General features: G+C 28.2%; 17 protein-coding genes. All 17 read left to right on the plus strand.

Translation table 11 applies throughout. The annotated features are described in order from the left end of the window. Positions 1-541: 541 nt before the first annotated feature. Positions 542-790: a hypothetical protein gene (locus ACJDTP_RS22525; protein WP_406762524.1), complete on the plus strand. Its 249-nt coding sequence runs from the start codon at positions 542-544 to the stop codon at positions 788-790. A gap of 118 nt (positions 791-908) precedes the next feature. Further along, a complete protein-coding gene (locus ACJDTP_RS22530; protein ID WP_171983670.1) occupies positions 909-1,079 on the plus strand; it encodes a hypothetical protein in 171 nt (56 codons plus the stop codon). 166 nt (positions 1,080-1,245) lie between these two features. Continuing rightward, positions 1,246-1,503, plus strand: coding sequence for a hypothetical protein (locus tag ACJDTP_RS22535; RefSeq protein ID WP_012059465.1), 258 nt, complete (start codon positions 1,246-1,248; stop codon positions 1,501-1,503). A gap of 218 nt (positions 1,504-1,721) precedes the next feature. After that, the gene (locus tag ACJDTP_RS22540; RefSeq protein ID WP_168983469.1) at positions 1,722-1,892 is read left to right on the plus strand and encodes a hypothetical protein; all 171 of its coding nucleotides are present in this window, start codon (positions 1,722-1,724) and stop codon (positions 1,890-1,892) included. A 656-nt stretch (positions 1,893-2,548) separates the two neighbouring features. Next, on the plus strand, positions 2,549-2,986 hold the full coding sequence (locus ACJDTP_RS22545) for a YmaF family protein (protein ID WP_012059464.1): 438 nt from the start codon (positions 2,549-2,551) through the stop codon (positions 2,984-2,986). A 309-nt stretch (positions 2,987-3,295) separates the two neighbouring features. Continuing rightward, positions 3,296-4,444 carry a flagellin lysine-N-methylase gene (gene fliB / locus ACJDTP_RS22550; protein WP_406762525.1) on the plus strand — a complete coding sequence of 383 codons (1,149 nt, stop codon included), beginning with the start codon at positions 3,296-3,298 and terminating at the stop codon, positions 4,442-4,444. Between the two features lie 648 nt (positions 4,445-5,092). After that, positions 5,093-5,584 (plus strand): hypothetical protein, encoded by a 492-nt coding sequence (locus ACJDTP_RS22555; RefSeq protein ID WP_406762526.1) that lies wholly within the window; start codon positions 5,093-5,095, stop codon positions 5,582-5,584. A gap of 255 nt (positions 5,585-5,839) precedes the next feature. After that, complete coding sequence (gene nudC / locus ACJDTP_RS22560; RefSeq protein WP_406762527.1) at positions 5,840-6,661, plus strand: NAD(+) diphosphatase; 822 nt, start codon at positions 5,840-5,842, stop codon at positions 6,659-6,661. Positions 6,662-6,825: 164 nt separating this feature from the next. Next, positions 6,826-7,323 carry a DUF3850 domain-containing protein gene (locus tag ACJDTP_RS22565; protein WP_078117485.1) on the plus strand — a complete coding sequence of 166 codons (498 nt, stop codon included), beginning with the start codon at positions 6,826-6,828 and terminating at the stop codon, positions 7,321-7,323. Positions 7,324-7,989: 666 nt separating this feature from the next. Continuing rightward, the gene (locus tag ACJDTP_RS22570) at positions 7,990-8,880 is read left to right on the plus strand and encodes a cation diffusion facilitator family transporter (RefSeq protein WP_406762528.1); all 891 of its coding nucleotides are present in this window, start codon (positions 7,990-7,992) and stop codon (positions 8,878-8,880) included. A gap of 605 nt (positions 8,881-9,485) precedes the next feature. Continuing rightward, the gene (locus ACJDTP_RS22575; RefSeq protein WP_077841281.1) at positions 9,486-11,033 is read left to right on the plus strand and encodes an acyl CoA:acetate/3-ketoacid CoA transferase; all 1,548 of its coding nucleotides are present in this window, start codon (positions 9,486-9,488) and stop codon (positions 11,031-11,033) included. Between the two features lie 30 nt (positions 11,034-11,063). Continuing rightward, complete coding sequence (locus tag ACJDTP_RS22580; protein ID WP_077841280.1) at positions 11,064-11,699, plus strand: class II aldolase/adducin family protein; 636 nt, start codon at positions 11,064-11,066, stop codon at positions 11,697-11,699. 479 nt (positions 11,700-12,178) lie between these two features. After that, positions 12,179-13,585, plus strand: a complete 1,407-nt coding sequence (locus ACJDTP_RS22585) for an amino acid permease (protein WP_406762529.1) — start codon at positions 12,179-12,181, stop codon at positions 13,583-13,585. A 196-nt stretch (positions 13,586-13,781) separates the two neighbouring features. Beyond that, the gene (locus tag ACJDTP_RS22590; RefSeq protein WP_077840750.1) at positions 13,782-13,991 is read left to right on the plus strand and encodes an alpha/beta-type small acid-soluble spore protein; all 210 of its coding nucleotides are present in this window, start codon (positions 13,782-13,784) and stop codon (positions 13,989-13,991) included. Between the two features lie 738 nt (positions 13,992-14,729). Beyond that, positions 14,730-15,560, plus strand: a complete 831-nt coding sequence (licT, locus tag ACJDTP_RS22595) for a BglG family transcription antiterminator LicT (protein WP_406762530.1) — start codon at positions 14,730-14,732, stop codon at positions 15,558-15,560. Positions 15,561-15,800: 240 nt separating this feature from the next. Beyond that, entirely contained in the window at positions 15,801-17,705 is a 1,905-nt protein-coding gene (locus ACJDTP_RS22600) for a beta-glucoside-specific PTS transporter subunit IIABC (protein ID WP_406762531.1), read from the plus strand. Positions 17,706-17,799: 94 nt separating this feature from the next. Continuing rightward, positions 17,800-19,200, plus strand: coding sequence for a prolyl oligopeptidase family serine peptidase (locus ACJDTP_RS22605; RefSeq protein ID WP_406762532.1), 1,401 nt, complete (start codon positions 17,800-17,802; stop codon positions 19,198-19,200). The last annotated feature ends 3 nt before the right edge of the window (positions 19,201-19,203 follow it).

Consider the following 19,203-nt stretch of genomic DNA (forward strand, 5'->3'; position numbering starts at 1 on the left):
AATGTTCTTATATGCAGAATAGTTCAGTATTGTAGCATAGCTACTCTTTTTATAGGTGCATAGCTGCCATTTCTGATATGCAGATTTTTCTCACATGCGTTCGAAAAGGCAGATGCGTGAAAAAATCTACACATATGAAAAGAGTGCGAAGCACAATACGGAACTTAAACACAGTCGCCTGCGATTTTTTTATTAAAATTTGAAAGAAAAAATGATGAATGAAGAATACTTATGATTATGGCCTATTGTTAGTGACATATATTAAAGCTTCTTCATATTATGTAGAGTAGAATAATAAATTTTATTGTATATACAATTGATATAGGAATCATAATTTAATATTCTCTTGATAAAAATTTTGGTTACTCTACAATTAATTTTATTTTTGGAATTCCATCATTAAATATACGATGCTTCTAGATCGGAAAAGACACAGATAAAAAATTGTACGTTTTATTAAAAATGTTTGCGTAAGGAATTAACTTAATTCATGACAAATATAAATATCGATAAGCGTATTTTATGAGAGAGGGTATATGGCATGCTAGCAAATGATTTAGAGATTAGGAATACAATTACAGCAAAGGATAAGAGAATATTAAGAAAAGCATTAAATGGAATAGTTGGATGGGAATTTGTTCCTGTATTTGTGATAATAAATCATAAAGGCGATTATTATTTTATATGTAAAGTAAAAGCGAATAATAGGCAAATGAAGATGGCCAAAATATATATTAAAACTAAAAATGATGGAAGCATAAATTTACTAACTATTGAAGAAATATTATAAGATATATTATAGAAAATTAATTATTTTAGGATATGAGAAAATACTTCATACCCTAAAATTTTAGTACCCAAATTTATATACTTAAATTGTATTATAGATATAGAAGGAGGTGGTAAATATGGGCAATATAATTAAGATAATTATGTATTCGGAGATTAAGAAGAATAATAATAGTAAAATTAAACTAAGAGTTTTAGAAGAAAATATCTTAAAATATAACTATTGGTTAAAAGTAACGCACAGAGAGGATAAAATTGAAAATTATGAAGAATTTTTACGAGCTCGATAATTACTAAGAGGTAGATTAGATTTTAAGTTTAATCTGTCTCTTTTGTTTTTAATAAAGCAGAATCTTTATTTTTTTGTAATATTATATTAAGAAAAGCTTTATATAATTGATTAATAACTGACAAAAACCGGTAATAATATAGTTACAGGAGAAGGTGTTTGTTTATATGTTAAAAGAAAATAGAAAAATGGAAATCAGAAGTGAAATTTCTATAGAAGAAAAAGTAATGCTAAATGATGCGTTAGATGGCATAAATGGATTCAAATTTGATCCTATCACAGTAATTACTAATGGTGTCGAGGACTATTACTTTATATGCAAAGTAAAGGTAATAATAAAAAGTTTGAGAATGAAGATAGCAAAAGTACATGTTAGAGTTTCTAATAACAATCCTCAATTATTAAGGATTGAAGGCATAGAATAAATTTATTTTAATTTTTATGAGACCTATGTAATTATATACAGATATAATTCTAAAGTATTTTATTTATTAATTTTTGAACTAGATAAAAAGTGAATATAATATAATTTTAAAAATAACAAATAATTATTATTAAATAGTATGGAATATTTTATAATAATGTGGTAATATATATTTGAAGAGAAAAAGTAATAAATAATATTTAAGGAAGGGGAGTTATTATGGGTAACTTAATGAAAATCAATATATACGCTGAAAAAAAGAAAAAGAATGGAAAAGTGATAAAAATAAACAAGTTAGAAGAGACTATTTTAACTTATAATAACTGGCTAAAGAAGAATAATAGAGAGGATAGAATAGAGAGCTATGAGGAATTTTTACAAGCTCAATAATATTTATTATTAGAGGTAAATTAAATTGTATGATTTAATTTACCTCTATTTTTTTGAATTTCAAGAAGATTAATCAATAAAAGTTATTAATTAATATGGACTATTTAAAAATAATATGCTATTATATAAATACACAATATATTCAAATCCTAAATAACTCTCTCTCAAGTTTAACCATTGGATGCAGTCACTATTTGACTGCATCTTTATTTTATTAGTCTTAATTTATATTACATTTTTTGAAAGAGTTGTGACACATTTTGTCAAAATTTATGTTATGAAAAATAGTTACTAATTTAAGATATTGTGATATTATAAAAGTGATTTGATAAAAGATTCTTCATTTTATAAAGGTGGCATTGTCATGGACAATGCCACCTTTTTTATTTCGATTTAATTTTAAGAATTAGAATATTATGATGTATTTGCGATTATTTAAAAAGATTTTTTATATGGAAATTTTAATTTTAATGATCCAGTGTTAAAAAATGGTGCTGACTAACTTATATAAAACTTTATAGAAATTAAATCTACTTGAAATGATGGATTTACTATAGGAAAGCAATAAAAATATGGTACGTTACTAAGTAATCACACAAATATGTGAGCAAACATAAAATATTATATATATTTTAATAACGGAGGAGGAGCTTACGGTGAGATACAATTGTAATAATAACGGGAGATGCAGCTGTGGTTACAAAAATAACCAAAATGATAAAAATGAGGATAACTGTAACTATGTAGATATTAGCTATAGAATAAAGAATCATAATCATGAATATTTATCAAGTACAGATTATGCAAAAGATGATGAATGTGTGAGACATAATCATCGGATTGCCGGCATGACTGGTCCTGCAATAGAATGTGGTAATTCACACGTTCATAAAATAGAAGGACGTACAGATACTTTTTGTGATCACTACCATGATCTTTGTGATACAACAGGTCCAGCTATTTATCTTCCAGACGGAAAGCATATTCATTTAGTAAAGGGTAAAACAGCTTGTGCAGATGGACATTATCATGATTATTATTTTACTACTTTAGTTGAAGATCCTACAAACGTTCCTAAAGATAAAGATTGCTAGATTTAAACACCAATAAAAGAAGCTTACCATTAAATAACTTCTAAAATATATATTATAGATGTTTGATTATCACACTTTATGCATAATAGAGTGTGATTTAAATTTCGTCTTATATATTTTAGTACAGTATTTCATCTATGATGTACATATTTGCGAGATTAAGTATGATATAATGAAATTGAAATAGTAATAATAACATTATATAAACTTATTGAAATTATATCTCTAAATAAAGTGAAATATATAAATAAGTCTATATTAGAATATGATAAATGACTCTTAAGGACGTAAGAAGATTGGAGCTAGTAAATGAAAATAAACGTTTTTTTACCCAAATATATGGAAGACTTTAAATGCATAAACTCAAGTTGCATTGATACTTGTTGTGCGGGATGGGATATAAATATAGATGAGGATACTTATAATAATTACACTAATAGTACTGGTGAATTTAAAGAATTATTGGAAGGAAAGTTTTTTGTGAATGAAGCTGAACACGATTTTTTTAATAATGGTTTCATGGCACTAAAAGATGGTAATAGATGTCCTTTTTTAAATTGTAATATGCTTTGTGATATACATGGTGGTTTTGGAGAAAAAAATCTTTGTATAACTTGCAAAAGTTATCCTAGAGTATTTAATATTGTTGATAATATTTATGAAAAGAGTGGATTACCTTCTTGCATAGAAATATGTACAAAAGCGTTCTTAAATAAAGATAAAATGGAGTTTATAGAGAGCGAAGAAGAAATAAATGAGAATGGTATTGAGATAAGAAGAATTATAGATAGTGAAGCCTTTGAAGGGACGGAAAGTCTTTTTCAATATTTTTGGGATATAAGAGTAATATCTATAAATATTATTCAATCGAGAGAATATTCAATAGAGGAACGGTTAAATATTCTTAAGAGTTTTTATGGAAAAATTCAGAGTCTATATAAACTAAATGATTTTGATGGAATAGAGAAGTTATTAGATGATTTTAATAATGAGTACATAGATTATGAGTCGTTAAAAGGAATGAATTTCAAAGAAAATAATGATTTTTATATAGATATTGCTGAGGCTGATCTGTTTGAAAATATAAGAGGGATCAGGCTTAAGCAATGTGTTAATGAATATAAAGATGGGATTTTTAATAAAAGTGATTTATGCACGTATCTAGAAGAAAATCCTAGATATTTTAATGAGATAGATGACTATTCATACATTCTAGAAAATTACTTAGTAAATCAGATTTTTAAAGACTTGATTCCTTTTAATAAAGGAGAAGAGTTTTTGGAAAGTATTAAAGTTCTTATTAATACTTATAAAATAATAAAAGCTTATATAATAGGAATTGCTATGAATTCCAAAGAAAAGATAAATGAACAGCAGATTATAAGAGTTATTCAATCTCTAAGCAAAGACATAGAGCACAATAAGGTGTTTAAGGAATTGTTGGAAAGGTATAATTAGAAGTTAATTTAGAGGAATATAATAGAGATAGTATTATTAATTAAAAAATACTATCTCTATTTTTAAGTGTGGTTGAGTAATAATGCTTTCCTTTAGAATTATTGACAGGGTAGTAAATAAATATACATATCTTTTGAGATTATTATATAAAAATTTTACATATTAAATATACATGCTGTAATGATAAATTCGCATCCAAAATCATAGTAAGCTAAGAACTCAATTAAAGCGAACCATGCGGAAATTTAATCGCAACACATATTATAGTTACTATAAATAAATTTAAAATAAAAAATAGAGATAGTATTAGTGAATTCTAAAATACTATCTCTATTTTAAATTTAGGTCGGGTTATTATGTTTTCAATAATATTATTAACAAAGTACAGAAAAATATACGTTTTTCAAATAACTTTTATAGTTTTATTATTCAGGTTAAAGTTGAGATGAGTTGGAATATTTCTTTAGTAATTAATAGCAAATATTATAAATCAGCATAATATAATACTAAGTGATTGTTAATTTTAACAAAGTTCTAGTAAAAAAATGTTATCAGATTTTTAATAGCATAGTAGATAAATTAAAAGCTATATAAATAGAGCTTCTATAAATCAAACAATTTTATGGAAATTACAAAGGAGAGAAAAAAATGGATTACAAAGATAATAAAGAAGAATACAGTTATTATTTTGAAAATGAGCTTGACTTTGATTTTGATGACCTAGAGGATGAGTTTGATTTCTTTGGAAAAGAAGAATGCGAATTTGAAGAAAAAGACGATTATGAATATGATAAAAAAGAAGATTATGGATATGATAAAAAAGAAGACTATGGATATGACAAAAAAGAATATTGTGAATATGGCAAAAAAGAAGAGTATGAATTCGCAGAAAAAGAAGATTGGGATTTAGGCGGAAAAGAAGAGTGCGACTTTGATAAAGATGAAGATTATATCCCAAAGATGATGGAAAAAGTTTTCAAAGAAGGTTTTGAAAAAGGAAAGTATGAAGGTTATAAAAAAGGCTGTAGAGATGGTTATGAAAGAGCAAAACGTGAACTCATAGAGTATATGAAAAAGAATAAATGCTGCTTCAAATGTCGTAAATCTCATCACAAACATCACTGCTGTAAAAAACACTAATATCAAGCCAAGGATTATTATATAAAATAATAGTTTGTTTATTAAGAGGGGTTATACAAAATGCTCCTCTTTGTATGTTTAATAAGGCAAATTTCATTGAATTATTCAATACATAAGTTATTTTTAGTTCACTTAAATTAAATGTATATGCTTACCTTAATTTAAATTAAATGTTATAATAAAGATTATTTATTATAACTTTACATTAGATATTAGCTTTAAATGGTAAAGTGTTTTGAAAGGAATTAATTTAAGATGGAAAATAATTTTAATATATTATCTAATATAGTGAAAAAAAGTACACCAGAAGACTTATGTTTTTTAATATTCAAGGGAAGTTTATTAGTTAAGAGAAATGGAGACGTATTAAGCATTCCTGTTTTTGATGAAATTATGAAATTAGGAGCTAAATATGAAAAAGAGTTCCTTCTTGGAAAAATTGAAGATAAGTTTTGCTTTGCAATAGAAGTTTCTTCAGAAATTAAATTGGAAAATAATTTTGAGTTAATATCATTATATGAAATTGGACCGCTATTAGAAGAAGAATTATTTTTAGTAGCAGGAAGGGCTAACCAAATATTAAATTGGGATAGAACACATAGATTTTGTGGAAAATGTGGATCTAGAACAGAAGATAAAATTGATGAAATGGCCAAAGTTTGTCCGAGCTGCAATAATGTAATGTATCCTGTAATATGTCCTGCTATAATAGTTGCTGTTATAAAAGGAGATAAAATTCTTCTTGCTCATAATGGAGGATTTAAAAATGATATGTATAGTTTGATTGCAGGATTTGTAGAGGCTGGAGAAGATTTAGAGAGTACAGTTAAAAGAGAAGTTTTTGAAGAAGTTGGAATAAATGTTAAGAATATTAAATATTATAAAAGCTCTCCTTGGTCATTCCCTAATTCATTAATGGTTGGATTTTTTGCAGAGTATGAATCAGGAGAAATAAAGGTCGATGGAAAAGAAATAGTTGATGCACAGTGGTTCTCAAAAGAAAACTTCCCTAATATACCTAAAAAGTTTACTTTGGCAAGAAAATTAATAGATAAATTTATCGAAAAAGTTAAGTAATGAATTATATACTTTATATGCTAATTGGAGATTACATAATTTAAAAACTTTTATTAAGAATAGTAGAAGTATTTTTTGAAACAATAGTTATATGGAGCAAATACTCAATTTATTTAAGTCGAAAATTTTAAAATATAATACACTATAGAAAGAAGATGATTTAAATGATACATGAGCTAAAAATAACGCCTAATAACTATAAAGTGATAAGAGATGGAAGTAAAACTTTTGAATTAGTAAAATACAATAGGGATTTTAGTGTTAGAGACATTCTTGTATTTCAAGAATATGAAGACTCGAGCGGATATACTGGAAGAAAAATTATTAAAGAGATTTCATATGTTTCTAATAAAGGCGAAGATGGATTAAGTGAAGATTTTTGTATACTTGGGTTAAAAAATACATTATGTGTAGAATTAAAAAATATAGATTCTGATGAAATAACTTTAATGAATCAGTTGAGAAAAGTTGAAAAGGAAAATAATGAGTTTGAGACTGCAGTGGTGAAAAATCATGTAAATAGAGCAGTAGAAGAATTCTGGGATAAAGTACAATCTTCATTGGGGGCATTAGAGAAGATTGGAATAAAGGCTGATATCGTAATTCAGGATTATCCAAAACACTTAGAGAAAATTAGAAGTGAATTACCTGATAAAGTATAAAAAATATAGCAAATTACATAAATATAGTTCTATAAAATATTTAATAAAATGCTTTTTTGAATTAATACTAATACTCTATTTGCAATAGATTTTTAAAATAATTTTATATTTTTGTACAGGCTGGTATGTGTGGAGGTTATTGGATATATTAGAAATAAAGATTTTCGAAAATGGTTATATATATTGAAATTCACAATGCACATTTCACAATTCATAATTACGGTTAAAATTCTTGTAATATTTTTAGAACTAAGATGAAAAATTATTTTTGCAATATATTAATTTGAAATAAAGGATTCGGAAAATGTGATTCTGAGTCCTTTTTGTTGTTTGTATTTCTTTTTATATAATATTTGAACTAGTAGGTTATGAACTATATGAGCTATCAATTAGAATTTATTTTCAACTGATAATAATAAGTACTTGATATATTTCTAGATATATTAACATATATGGAACAATAACATACTATAGAAGTATAAAATATATTACCAATTGATAATTAATAAGCAAACTATTATTAAAATAATTGATGAAGTAGGATGTAGAATAAGATTTTTTAGAAGTAATATAAAGAAAAAATAATGTATTAGTCATCTAGAGTTGAATTTATCAACAAATTTATTATAGTTACTTAAATTTTATTAATTAAAAGTAGGTGTAATTTTGGAGAAAAACAATTTTAAAGAAATAAAAAGAGTGCTTTGGATTATTATGTTTGCAAATATAATAATAGCTTTTATAAAAATAGTAATTGGTACTTTTGCAAATAGTTCAAGTATAGTGGCGGATGGATTTCATTCAATAACAGATGGATCATCTAATATCATTGGACTTATTGGGGTAGGAATAGCAGCCAAGCCTATTGACGAGGGGCATCCTTATGGGTATAAGAAGTATGAAACACTTACAGGATTATTTATTGTTGGAATGTTAGTTTTTATAGGTGGAAAGATTATAATCGATGGAATTAATAAATTTATGCATCCAGTTAGACCAGAAATTACAACGGTCAGTCTAATTGTAATGCTTGTTACACTATGCATTAATATATTTATTACGAAGTATGAATATAAGAGGGGGTTAGAGTTAAAGAGTACAATTCTAATTTCTGATTCAATGCATACAAAAAGTGATGTATTTGTAACCATCGGTGTAATTATAGCTATTAGCGCAATAAAATTGGGGGTATCGCCACTTATAGATAGTTTTGCTTCTGTTGTAGTTGCTATCTTTATATTTCATTCTGCCTATGAAATATTCAGAGCTGCTAGCGATATTTTAGTTGATAGTATTGCAGTAGAAGCTGAGACAATAAAAAAAATTACAATGTCCCAGAAAAGTGTAAAAGGTGTTCATAAAATAAGAAGTCGTGGAACTATTGAAGATATGCATATAGATATGCATGTTTTAGCAGATTCAAAGATGAGTCTTGAAGAGTCTCATAAGTTAACTCATGAAATTCAAGATGCGTTAAGAAAGGAATTTAATAATAATGCTGATGTAATTGTTCATTTAGAGCCATATAGAGAAAATATGAATAATAGAGCAACTTAATATATAACATATATTGCTGATTATAAATCATAATTGTAACAAAAGAGAAAACAATATAAGTTTTATATTTTATAACAAAGTAATAACTCCTTTGATTTTAAGACAATCAAAGGAGTTATTGCTGTATTAAAGAGGGGAAATTTAAATGTTATATGGTCCTAGTAGAGAATATATATTGAAAAAATTCTAGCTATAATTGTGAATTGTGCATTGTGAATTGCAACATATATGCTAAATCGATATGTGAAATATAATGTTGTTATTTGGTAATCAATAATAAATTGAAAAATAGTTAAAAAAATATCAATATGTAATAACCAATATGTGGTTGCTTTCATAAAATATAAGTATAATTAGATAATAAATATTTTGATTTAATTTTATACTTTTAATTTTATTGAGAAATATGGGAAAAATAGAGAAATGTTAGCGATATCAATACATTAACAATAAAAAATAGATTTTTGAATAATAATGTATTAAAAAATAATTCTGAATTGTCAGAAAATTAGATTGACAAAAAATAGACAAGCTATTAAAATAAAGGTAAGAGGAATTGATAAAAAAATAACAAAGGCTATTATATTTTTCAGGAGATGATATTTATGGTAAAAATAATTAATTCTAAAGAGGCAGCAGATTTGGTAAAAGACAATAACGTTTTGGCAACATCAGGTTTCGCATTACTAGGAGTTCCAGAATCATTAATCAAAAGTTTGGAAGAAAGATTTTTAGAAGAAAATAGCCCAAGAAATCTAACATTAATGTTTGCGGCAGCATCAGGTGATAGAGGAAGTAAAGGATTAAATCACTTAGCACATGAAGGGCTAACAGGTAGAGTTATAGGAGGACACTTTGGCTTAGCACCTAAGATAGGCGCATTAATTAGAGATAATAAAACATATGCATATAATTTACCGCAAGGAGTTATGTGTCATATGTTTAGAGATAAAGCAAGTAATAAGACTGGCACTATAACTAAAGTTGGATTAAATACTTTTGTAGATCCTAGAGTAGAGGGAGGAAAAGCAAATTCAATAACTAAGGATGATATAGTACAAGTAATAGATATATTAGGTGAAGAAAATTTAATATATAAATGTCCAAAGATAGATATTGCTTTTATTAGAGGAACATATGCAGATGAAAAAGGAAATATTACAATGGACCACGAAGCTACTTATTCTGAGGCTGCATGTATAGCTCAAGCTGTTAAAAATTGTGGAGGAACTGTAGTAGTTCAGGTTGAGAAAATTGTTAAATTTGGAACATTGGATCCAAGAGCTGTGAAGATACCTAGAATATATGTTGACTATATAGTTGAGGCAGAAGATAAAGAAGATCAAGCTCAAATATTAGGATACAATTATGACCCTTCATTAACTGGAGAGGCAAATATGGTAGTCGATGGATTAGCACCGCTAAAATTAGATGAAAGAAAAATTATTGGCAGAAGAGCTGCAATGGAATTAGTAAAAGGACAAGTTGTAAATATCGGAATTGGAATGCCAGAAGCAATTTCAAATGTTGCTAATGAAGAAGGAATATGTGATTACTTTACATTAACTGTAGAACCAGGAGCTATAGGCGGAATTCCTCAAGGCGGCAATAAATTTGGAGCATCAATAAACCCAGAATGTATGTATGATCAACCAACACAATTTGATTTTTATGATGGAGGCGGATTGGATATAGCATTTTTAGGTCTTGCAGAAGTAGACAAGCACGGAAATATAAATGTTAGTAAATTTGGACCAAAGGTCCCAGGCTGTGGTGGATTTATTAACATTACTCAAAGCTCGAAGAAAGTAGTTTTCTGTGGAACTTTTACAGCTAAAGGATTGGACATAAAAATAGAAGATGGAAAATTAAAAATTATAAATGATGGATCAAATAAAAAATTTGTAGACTCTGTTCAGCAGATTACTTTTAGTGGAAACCGTGCAATGAAGTTAAAACAACCTGTTATGTATATAACAGAAAGAGCTGTATTTGAGTTAAAAGATGATGGATTACATTTGACTGAAATTGCACCTGGAGTAGATCTTGAAAAAGATATATTAGCTGCAATGGATTTTGCGCCAATAGTAGATAAAGATCTTAAATTGATGGATGCTAGAATATTTGAAGATAAAGTAATGGGATTAAATTAAGTGAGCGTTATGGTGAAGGAGAGTGTAAGTATGTTAGAAAATTTAAAAATTAAACTTATAAAAATTGTAAAAGATGCAGAAAAATATAACTTATGCATAGAAAAAATCGGAAGTTTTAGTATTAAAGACGAAAGTTCTGGTTATGTAATTATAACACCTTCAAAAATTAAAATAGAAGATTTACGCCAGGAGCATGTTTGTGTTGTAGACCTAAATGGAAATAAAGTTGAAACAATGGACGGAGTTGAACCAAATAGTGATATGCAAATGCATCTTGATATATATAAGGCTCGAAAAGATATAAAAGCTTTTATGCATATTCACCCAGTTTATGCGACTACTTTTGCGGTAGCTAATAAAGTAATTCCCCCAGTAACTTATGATGCTGCAAATTATGGCGGTTATATATATTTAGCGAATTATGAAAAAGCAAAAACTAATGATCCAGCAAAAGATTTGTTAGAAAGATTAAGCACAAGTGATGCTTGCTTATTAGAAAGTAATGGTGTAATTGTTGTTAGTAAAGATATAGAAGATGTACTATCTAAAGGAAGATATGTTGAAAAAGTAGCTGAAGTTTATTATAGAGCATTAACTTTAAATCAATTTAAAGAACCTAAAAGATTTACAAGGGAAGAATTGATGGCGTATCTTATAGGTCAATAAAAATTTATAACAGCCTTATTATAGAGTGCCGAGCTTATGTCTCTTATCGTTTTATAGTAGTGATAAGAGATATAAGTTCGGCATTTTTTAATAAATTTCTTCATTTATTACTAATATTATTCTTATATTTGCTTAAAATAATGATGGATATTATAGATTTAAATTTATTTAGAAACATAGATTAAAAATAATGCAGCAATTTTTTGTTGGATTTTCGTCGTTAATTTATGAATTTCTTCCTTATATTAGGACTTTGCATAATATTATGTTAAAAAGTATTGTTTTTTTAAGAGAAAAATTAAAAAATATATAAATTATTAATGTGTTAATGTCTTGCCTAATATTATAAAAATATGATAATATATTAATTGGTTTGTTGTACTTTTAAAATTTCTAGATAAATATTTAATATGTTATATAGAGGTATATAGTTATTAAGAGATTTTTGACGAATGGATTAAGTAAATAGGAGGACCTATATGAATATTTTTAAGAAAAAATCGTTAGATAAAATGTTGGAAGGGGCACAAAAGACAGCTTTAAAGAAAAATCTTAAAGCCAAAGACATAGCTGCCTTTGGTATTGGAGCAGTAGTAGGGGTAGGTATTTTTGTTGCGACAGGAACAGGCGCACATTTGGCTGGACCAGCTGTAATTATTTCATTTATTTTAGCAGGTATAGTAGCTGGACTTTGTGCATTGTGTTATTGTGAACTTTCAACTATGTTTCCAGTTGCGGGAAGTACATATTCTTATTCATACATAGTATTTGGTGAAATAGTAGCTATGATAATTGGATGGTGCCTTACTGCAGAATATTTAGTTGCATGTAGTGCGGTTGCATCAGGTTGGTCAGGAACCTTTATTGGAATATTAAAATCAGTAGGTGTAACACTTCCACAAGCTTTGATAACGTCACCAAGTAAAGGTGGAATAGTTGATCTACCAGCAGTATTAATAATTGCAGTGATAACCTACATATTATATTATGGTATGAAGGAGAGCGCTAGAGTTAACAATTTAATTGTTGGAATAAAAATAGCTATAATTCTTATATTTATAGTTCTTGGAGTATCACACATAAATCCATCTAACTATCAACCTTTTGTACCATTTGGATTTAAGGGGATTTTTGCAGCAACAGCTACTATCTTCTTCTCATTTATAGGATTTGATGCAATATCTACAGCAGCAGAAGAAGCTGAAAATCCTAAAAAGGATATACCACTTGGACTTATAATTTGTTTAATAGCAGTTACTTTGCTTTATGTTTCCGTTGCAGTTGTTCTTACTGGAATGGTACCTTATAATGAAATAATTTCAGAAAATGCAGTGCCTGGAGCCCTAGCTAGAGTTGGTATAAACTGGGGAGCAGCGTTAGTTGGAACTGGAGCTATACTTGGAATGGTTTCTACTATGATGGTTGTACTTTATGGCCAAGTTAGAGTATTCATGGTTATGTCAAGAGATGGACTTTTACCAAAGTTATTTTCAAAAGTACATCCAACACATAAAACTCCACACATTTCAACTATAATAACTGGAACTATAGCAGCAATAATAGCAGGATTTTTACCATTAGATATTATTGTAGAATTTTTAAGTACAGGAACATTATTAAGTTTCATTTCTGTATCTCTTGCAGTTATAGTGCTTAGAAAAACTATGCCAGATTTTAAAAGAATCTTTAAAACTCCAGGAGTACCATTTACTCCATTAATATCAATAATATGCTGTATAGTTTTATTATGCGGATTAAAATTAATAACTTGGATTGGATTTTTAGTATGGCTTGTTATAGGATTGGTAGTATATTTTGTTTACGGAAGAAAACACAGTACACTCCAAAATGAAAGCAATCAAGAAAATTCAGACAAGGCTGTATAATTTATAATGCATAAAAAAGTAGTAATCTTAGATTGCTACTTTTTTTATGAATTTTAGTACAAGATATTGAAAGTTTTTTCTAATTATAATTTATGATGCTACTTTTGTTAATATTTTTATAGGTTATAATTCATCATAATGGTTAATATATTACTGCCAAGCAAAATTTATATTAATTTAAGGGAGGTAGATATATATGTCTTCAAACAATAGTGGAAGAAACAGAACATTAATACCAGAAGCAAAACAAGGGTTAAACAGATTAAAAACTGAGGTTGCTTCAGAAATTGGATTACAAGACTATGAAAATCAAGATAAAGGAAACCTTTCTTCAAGACAAAACGGAAGCGTTGGCGGTTTCATGGTTAAACACATGATTGAAAGCTACGAACAAGGTTTAAAGTAATTAAGAACTAAGAACGTAGAAAAAAGTTTTCTTTAAAAAACTGTAAATCTCAATTTGCGGTTAAGTAAGGCTGGTAGAACATTTAAGATTAAATGTTCTACTGGCTTTTTTATTTTTTAGGAATTTATATTTTAATAAAGTCCGTGGATAACTTAAAAAAGTTGATTGACTAGTTTTTGTATCAAAAAAATAAAAAAGAAATCTTATTCGCCTGCCAAATTTTTCTCACATACGTTCGAAAAGGCAGATGCGTGAAAAAATCTCCGGCTCCACAGTCTCCTGCGATTTTGTTCTTCTCTAGAAATTTATATTCATGTTAAATTTGTGGATAGTAGGGCATTTATGAATATAGATTATGAAAAGCTGATTTAAAAGTCTATGATTTGAGAGAGAATAAAAAAGAAAATATATTCGCTTGCATAAAATGTTCTTATATGCAGCATAGCTGCCATTTCGGATGTGCAGATTTTTTACATGCACTTAAAAGATAGATGCTAAAAAATCTTAAGCTTAACAGCTGATTATAATTTTTCTTATGAAAATAATAACAAAATTCTTGACATTTAATAGTAAAGAAGTTATTATAAAAATATGGATAAACGATTACAAAATATTAGGATTGTTACTGACTAGATCAGGCGAAACCTTAATTAATGAGAAGAGATATTGCTTAGTCTCTTTTGATTAATTGGGGTTTTTATATTCTAATTTATCATAAACTTTGATTGGGGGATAGGAATGATAATAAAAAAGATATTTAATAATAATGCTATTTTAGCCAAAGACTTAAGTAAGCAAGAGATTGTTATTATGGGGCGTGGAGTTGGCTTTAAGAAAAGTGTAGGAGATCAAGTAGATGAAAATCTAATCGAAAAAACTTTTATACTAAAACAAAAAGATGACTCAGAGAAATTTAAATTATTATTAGAAGATATTCCTACTGAACATGTATCACTATGTTATGATATTATTGAATACGCCAAGAATATGCTAAGTGTTGAACTAAATGATTATATATATATTACTTTGACTGATCATATTAGTTATGCATTAAAATTATTTGATGAAGGGTTAAATCGTCCAAATGCATTAATCTGGGAGATTAAAAAGTTTTATCCTAAAGAATTTGAAATTGGATTAAAAGCATTAGACCTCATCCAAAGTGAGACTAATAAAAAATTACCAGAAGATGAAGCAGGAAACATAGCTCTTCATTTAATAAATGCGCAGACCAATAATTCGAGTAATAAAGTCGAAGATATTGCTCATCAAACAAAAATGATACAGGATATATTAAATATAATTAAGTACACTTACAACATTGCACTTAATGAAAAATCTCTTAACTATGAAAGGTTTGTTACACATTTAAGATTCTTTTTTCAACGACTAAATAAAAATGAAAAGATGGAAAAGGAAGAGGATGATTTTTTATTAAAGCAAGTTAAAACCAAATATAAAAAAGCATATGAATGTATGCTTAAAATACAGAAGTATTTAGAACAAGAATTATCTGATGAAGAGCAACTGTATTTAACTATACATATCCAACGTGTGACTCAAAGATAAATTAAAATAATAAAAGTATTGGATTGTTACTGGTAAAGCAGGCGAGACCAAATATGGATAGAAAAGATATATCTATCCATATCTGGTCTCGTTTTTTATTCATTAGGAATTTATATTCAGTAAAATCTGTGAACGAGGTACTCCTTGTTGAGGGTATAGCTTAAAAAAGGTTGCTTGGATAGTTTAGGTATTTTAAAAAGAATAAAAAAGAAATCTTAATATATGAAAAGGAGAATTATTATGAAATATGAACAATTAGCAAAAGACATAATTAAAAATGTCGGTGGTAAAGAAAACGTTAATAGCTTAACGCACTGTATTACTAGATTACGTTTTAAGCTGAAAGACGAAAGTAAAGCAAATACTGAGGTATTAAAAAATATGGATGGAGTCGTTACAGTTGTAAAGAGCGGAGGGCAATATCAAGTGGTTATTGGCAATCATGTTCCAGATGTTTTTGAAGATGTTGTTGCCATTGGTGGCTTTAAAACTGGAGCATCAGAAGATGTATTAGAAGAAAAAATGAGTCCATTTAACAAATTCATAGATACTGTATCAGGTGTGTTTACTCCGATTTTAGGAGTACTAGCTGCAACAGGTATGATTAAAGGATTTAATGCATTATTCATAGCGTTGCATATACTTAACACTAATGATGGAACTTATCAAATTTTAAATGCAACTGGAGATTGTTTATTTAATTTCTTCCCAATTTTCTTAGGCTATACAGCAGCTAATAAGTTTAAAGTGAATAAATTTATTGGTATGGCAATAGGTGCAGCGTTAGTTTATCCATCATTAGCAGGATTGACAGCATCACCAGCTCAGCCTTTATATACTTTATTTGCTGGTTCAATAATTGAATCACCAGTTTATATAACTTTTTTAGGAATTCCAGTTATATTAATGAGTTATACATCAAGTGTTATACCAATTATTTTAGCTACATATGTAGGGGGTAAAATTGAAAATGGATTTAAAAAGGTAATTCCTGATGTAGTTAAAACATTCTTGGTTCCATTTTGCACATTATTAGTTATTGTTCCTTTAACCTTTATAGTTATCGGGCCTATTGCAACTTGGGCAGGTAAATTACTTGGTGCGTTAACACTATCAATTTATAACTTAAGTCCAGTTGTTGCAGGTTTATTTATGGGTGCTTTCTGGCAAGTATTTGTTATCTTTGGATTACATTGGGGATTTATTCCTATAGCAATAAATAATTTAACAGTATTACATCAAGATCCAATTCTTGGACTTATATTTGCAGCTTCATTTGCTCAAACAGGTGTAGTTGGAGCTATTCTGCTTAAAACAAAGAATAGTAAATTAAAAGGATTATGTATACCAGCATTTATTTCAGGAATTTTTGGTGTTACAGAGCCAGCTATATATGGTATTACATTACCACGTAAGAAGCCATTTGTTTTGAGTTGTATAGGAGGTTCGCTAGGTGGTGCAATATTAGGATTTATGGGTTCTAATGTATATATGATAGGAGGTCTTGGGATTTTTGGAATACCAGGTTATATTGGTCCAAATGGAATGGATAGGGGCTTCTATGGTTCAATAATTGCTATGATAGCAGGTTTCTTAATTGGATTTATATTAATGTTATTTACAAAACTTGAAGATAATACGGATTCTAGTAAAAGTAAGAATGATTTAAACACAGTACAACCTTTAGTTAGACAAGAAATCTTAGTAAGTCCATTAAAAGGTGAAGTTAAACATTTATCAGAAGTAAAAGATGAAGCATTTTCAAAAGGTGCACTCGGAAAAGGTATTGCAATAGAGCCAAATGAAGGTAAAATACTTGCTCCTGTAGATGGAGTTTTGACAACATTTTTCCCAACAGGTCATGCACTAGGAATCACAAGTGCTAACGGTGCGGAAATATTAATTCATGTGGGCATGGATACTGTACAGCTTGAAGGAAAATACTTTTACCCTAAAGCAAAGCAAGGAGATACAGTAAAAGCAGGACAGGTGCTACTAGAGTTTGATATTGATTCTATAGAGAAAGAAGGTTATTCTTTAATAACCCCAGTAGTAATTACTAATTCAGATAGTTATTTAGATGTTATTGAAACTGATAGAAAGATTATTGATTATAAAGAAGAACTACTAACAGTAATGAGATAAGATATTGGAGAATAATTTAAAATATACTGGGGATTAGTCTATAATAAATGTAATGCCCAGTATATTAAAATATGATAAATTAGGGGGGAGTTAAATGAAAAAAATAATTAGTAAGCATGGAAAAATCATTATGTCAGTTATTATGGCAGTAACTATGATAAGTGCACCTCATGTTGGTGCTTTTGCAGCTGATGATAATAAGACTCAGGAACCATCTTATCGTACTACTACAGAGGTATTTGATTGGGGCCCTGCAATCACAAAAATAATTGTTGATTTAGGTGAAACAATACCACAATCAGCAATTACTAAGGATACATTCGAAGTGCATGTATTAAGGACTGAGAATAGAGCAAATTCACCTATATTAGGAGAAGCGGAAGGAAATTGTAAGATTAAAAATGCATATGTTTCTGATGATATTGGAAGTATTCAAAGCAAAGGGAATTATATTACTTTTGATTTGGAAGTTGGGCCTGATGTATCTTTAACTTCGCCTATTAACTATAATTTAACTACTAATCTTAATGGCTGGGTTAATTGTGACTTTACAATTAAGCAGAAGAATGATATCGTTACGGATTCAGGCAAAATTTCTGGCTTAGTTATAAATAAATTTGCGGGTGGAACTAAAAAGCTTGTTGATGATTTTAAAATTGGAAGTGCAACTTATGATAACGTTACTCTAAAATATTCAAGCTATAAACCAGAAAATGATTATAGTAAAAAACCATTAATTATTTGGTTACACGGTATTGGAGAAGGCGGAACAGATGGGCTTTTACCTATATCAGGGAATAAAGCTGTAAATTTTGCATCAAAAGACATGCAAGCATATTTTAATGGTGCATATATTTTAGCGCCTCAGGCACCAACTTTTTGGATGGATGGATTTACTGGTTTTGGAGATGGAAGCTCAAAGTATGAAAAAGCTCTTATGTCATTAATCAAAGATTATGTCTCAAAGAATAGTAATATTGACACAAATAGAATTTATATAGGTGGAGACTCTAATGGTGGCTATATGACAATGCTTATGATACGTGATTATACTGATTATTTTGCAGCAGCGTTCCCAACTTGTGAGGCGCTAAAGGATACATTGATTACTGATAAAGATATTGAAGCGTTTAAGAAAGTGCCAATTTGGTTTACAGCAGCTAAAACAGATACAACAGTACCTCCAGCTGATTATGTGGTTCCAACTTATAATCGCTTAGTGCAAGCCGGTGATACAAATGTTCATTTTTCATTTTTTGATAATGTAATTGATACTACAGGTCTATATAAGAAAGCAGATGGAACACCATATGAATATATGGGTCATTGGTCATGGATATACGTATATAATAACCAATGTTCAGCAATAATAAATGGAAAAGTAACAACACTTATGGAATGGCTCTCTGACCAGCAATTAAATAAAGAAACTAAATCTCAAACAGGAATGAAACCTATTACGGTATCTCAGACAATAACTGTATCGCAAAACTAGTAC

Origin of the sequence: Candidatus Clostridium helianthi (assembly GCF_045310795.1) — a bacterium.
Classification (GTDB): Bacteria; Bacillota; Clostridia; order Clostridiales; family Clostridiaceae; genus Clostridium; species Clostridium helianthi.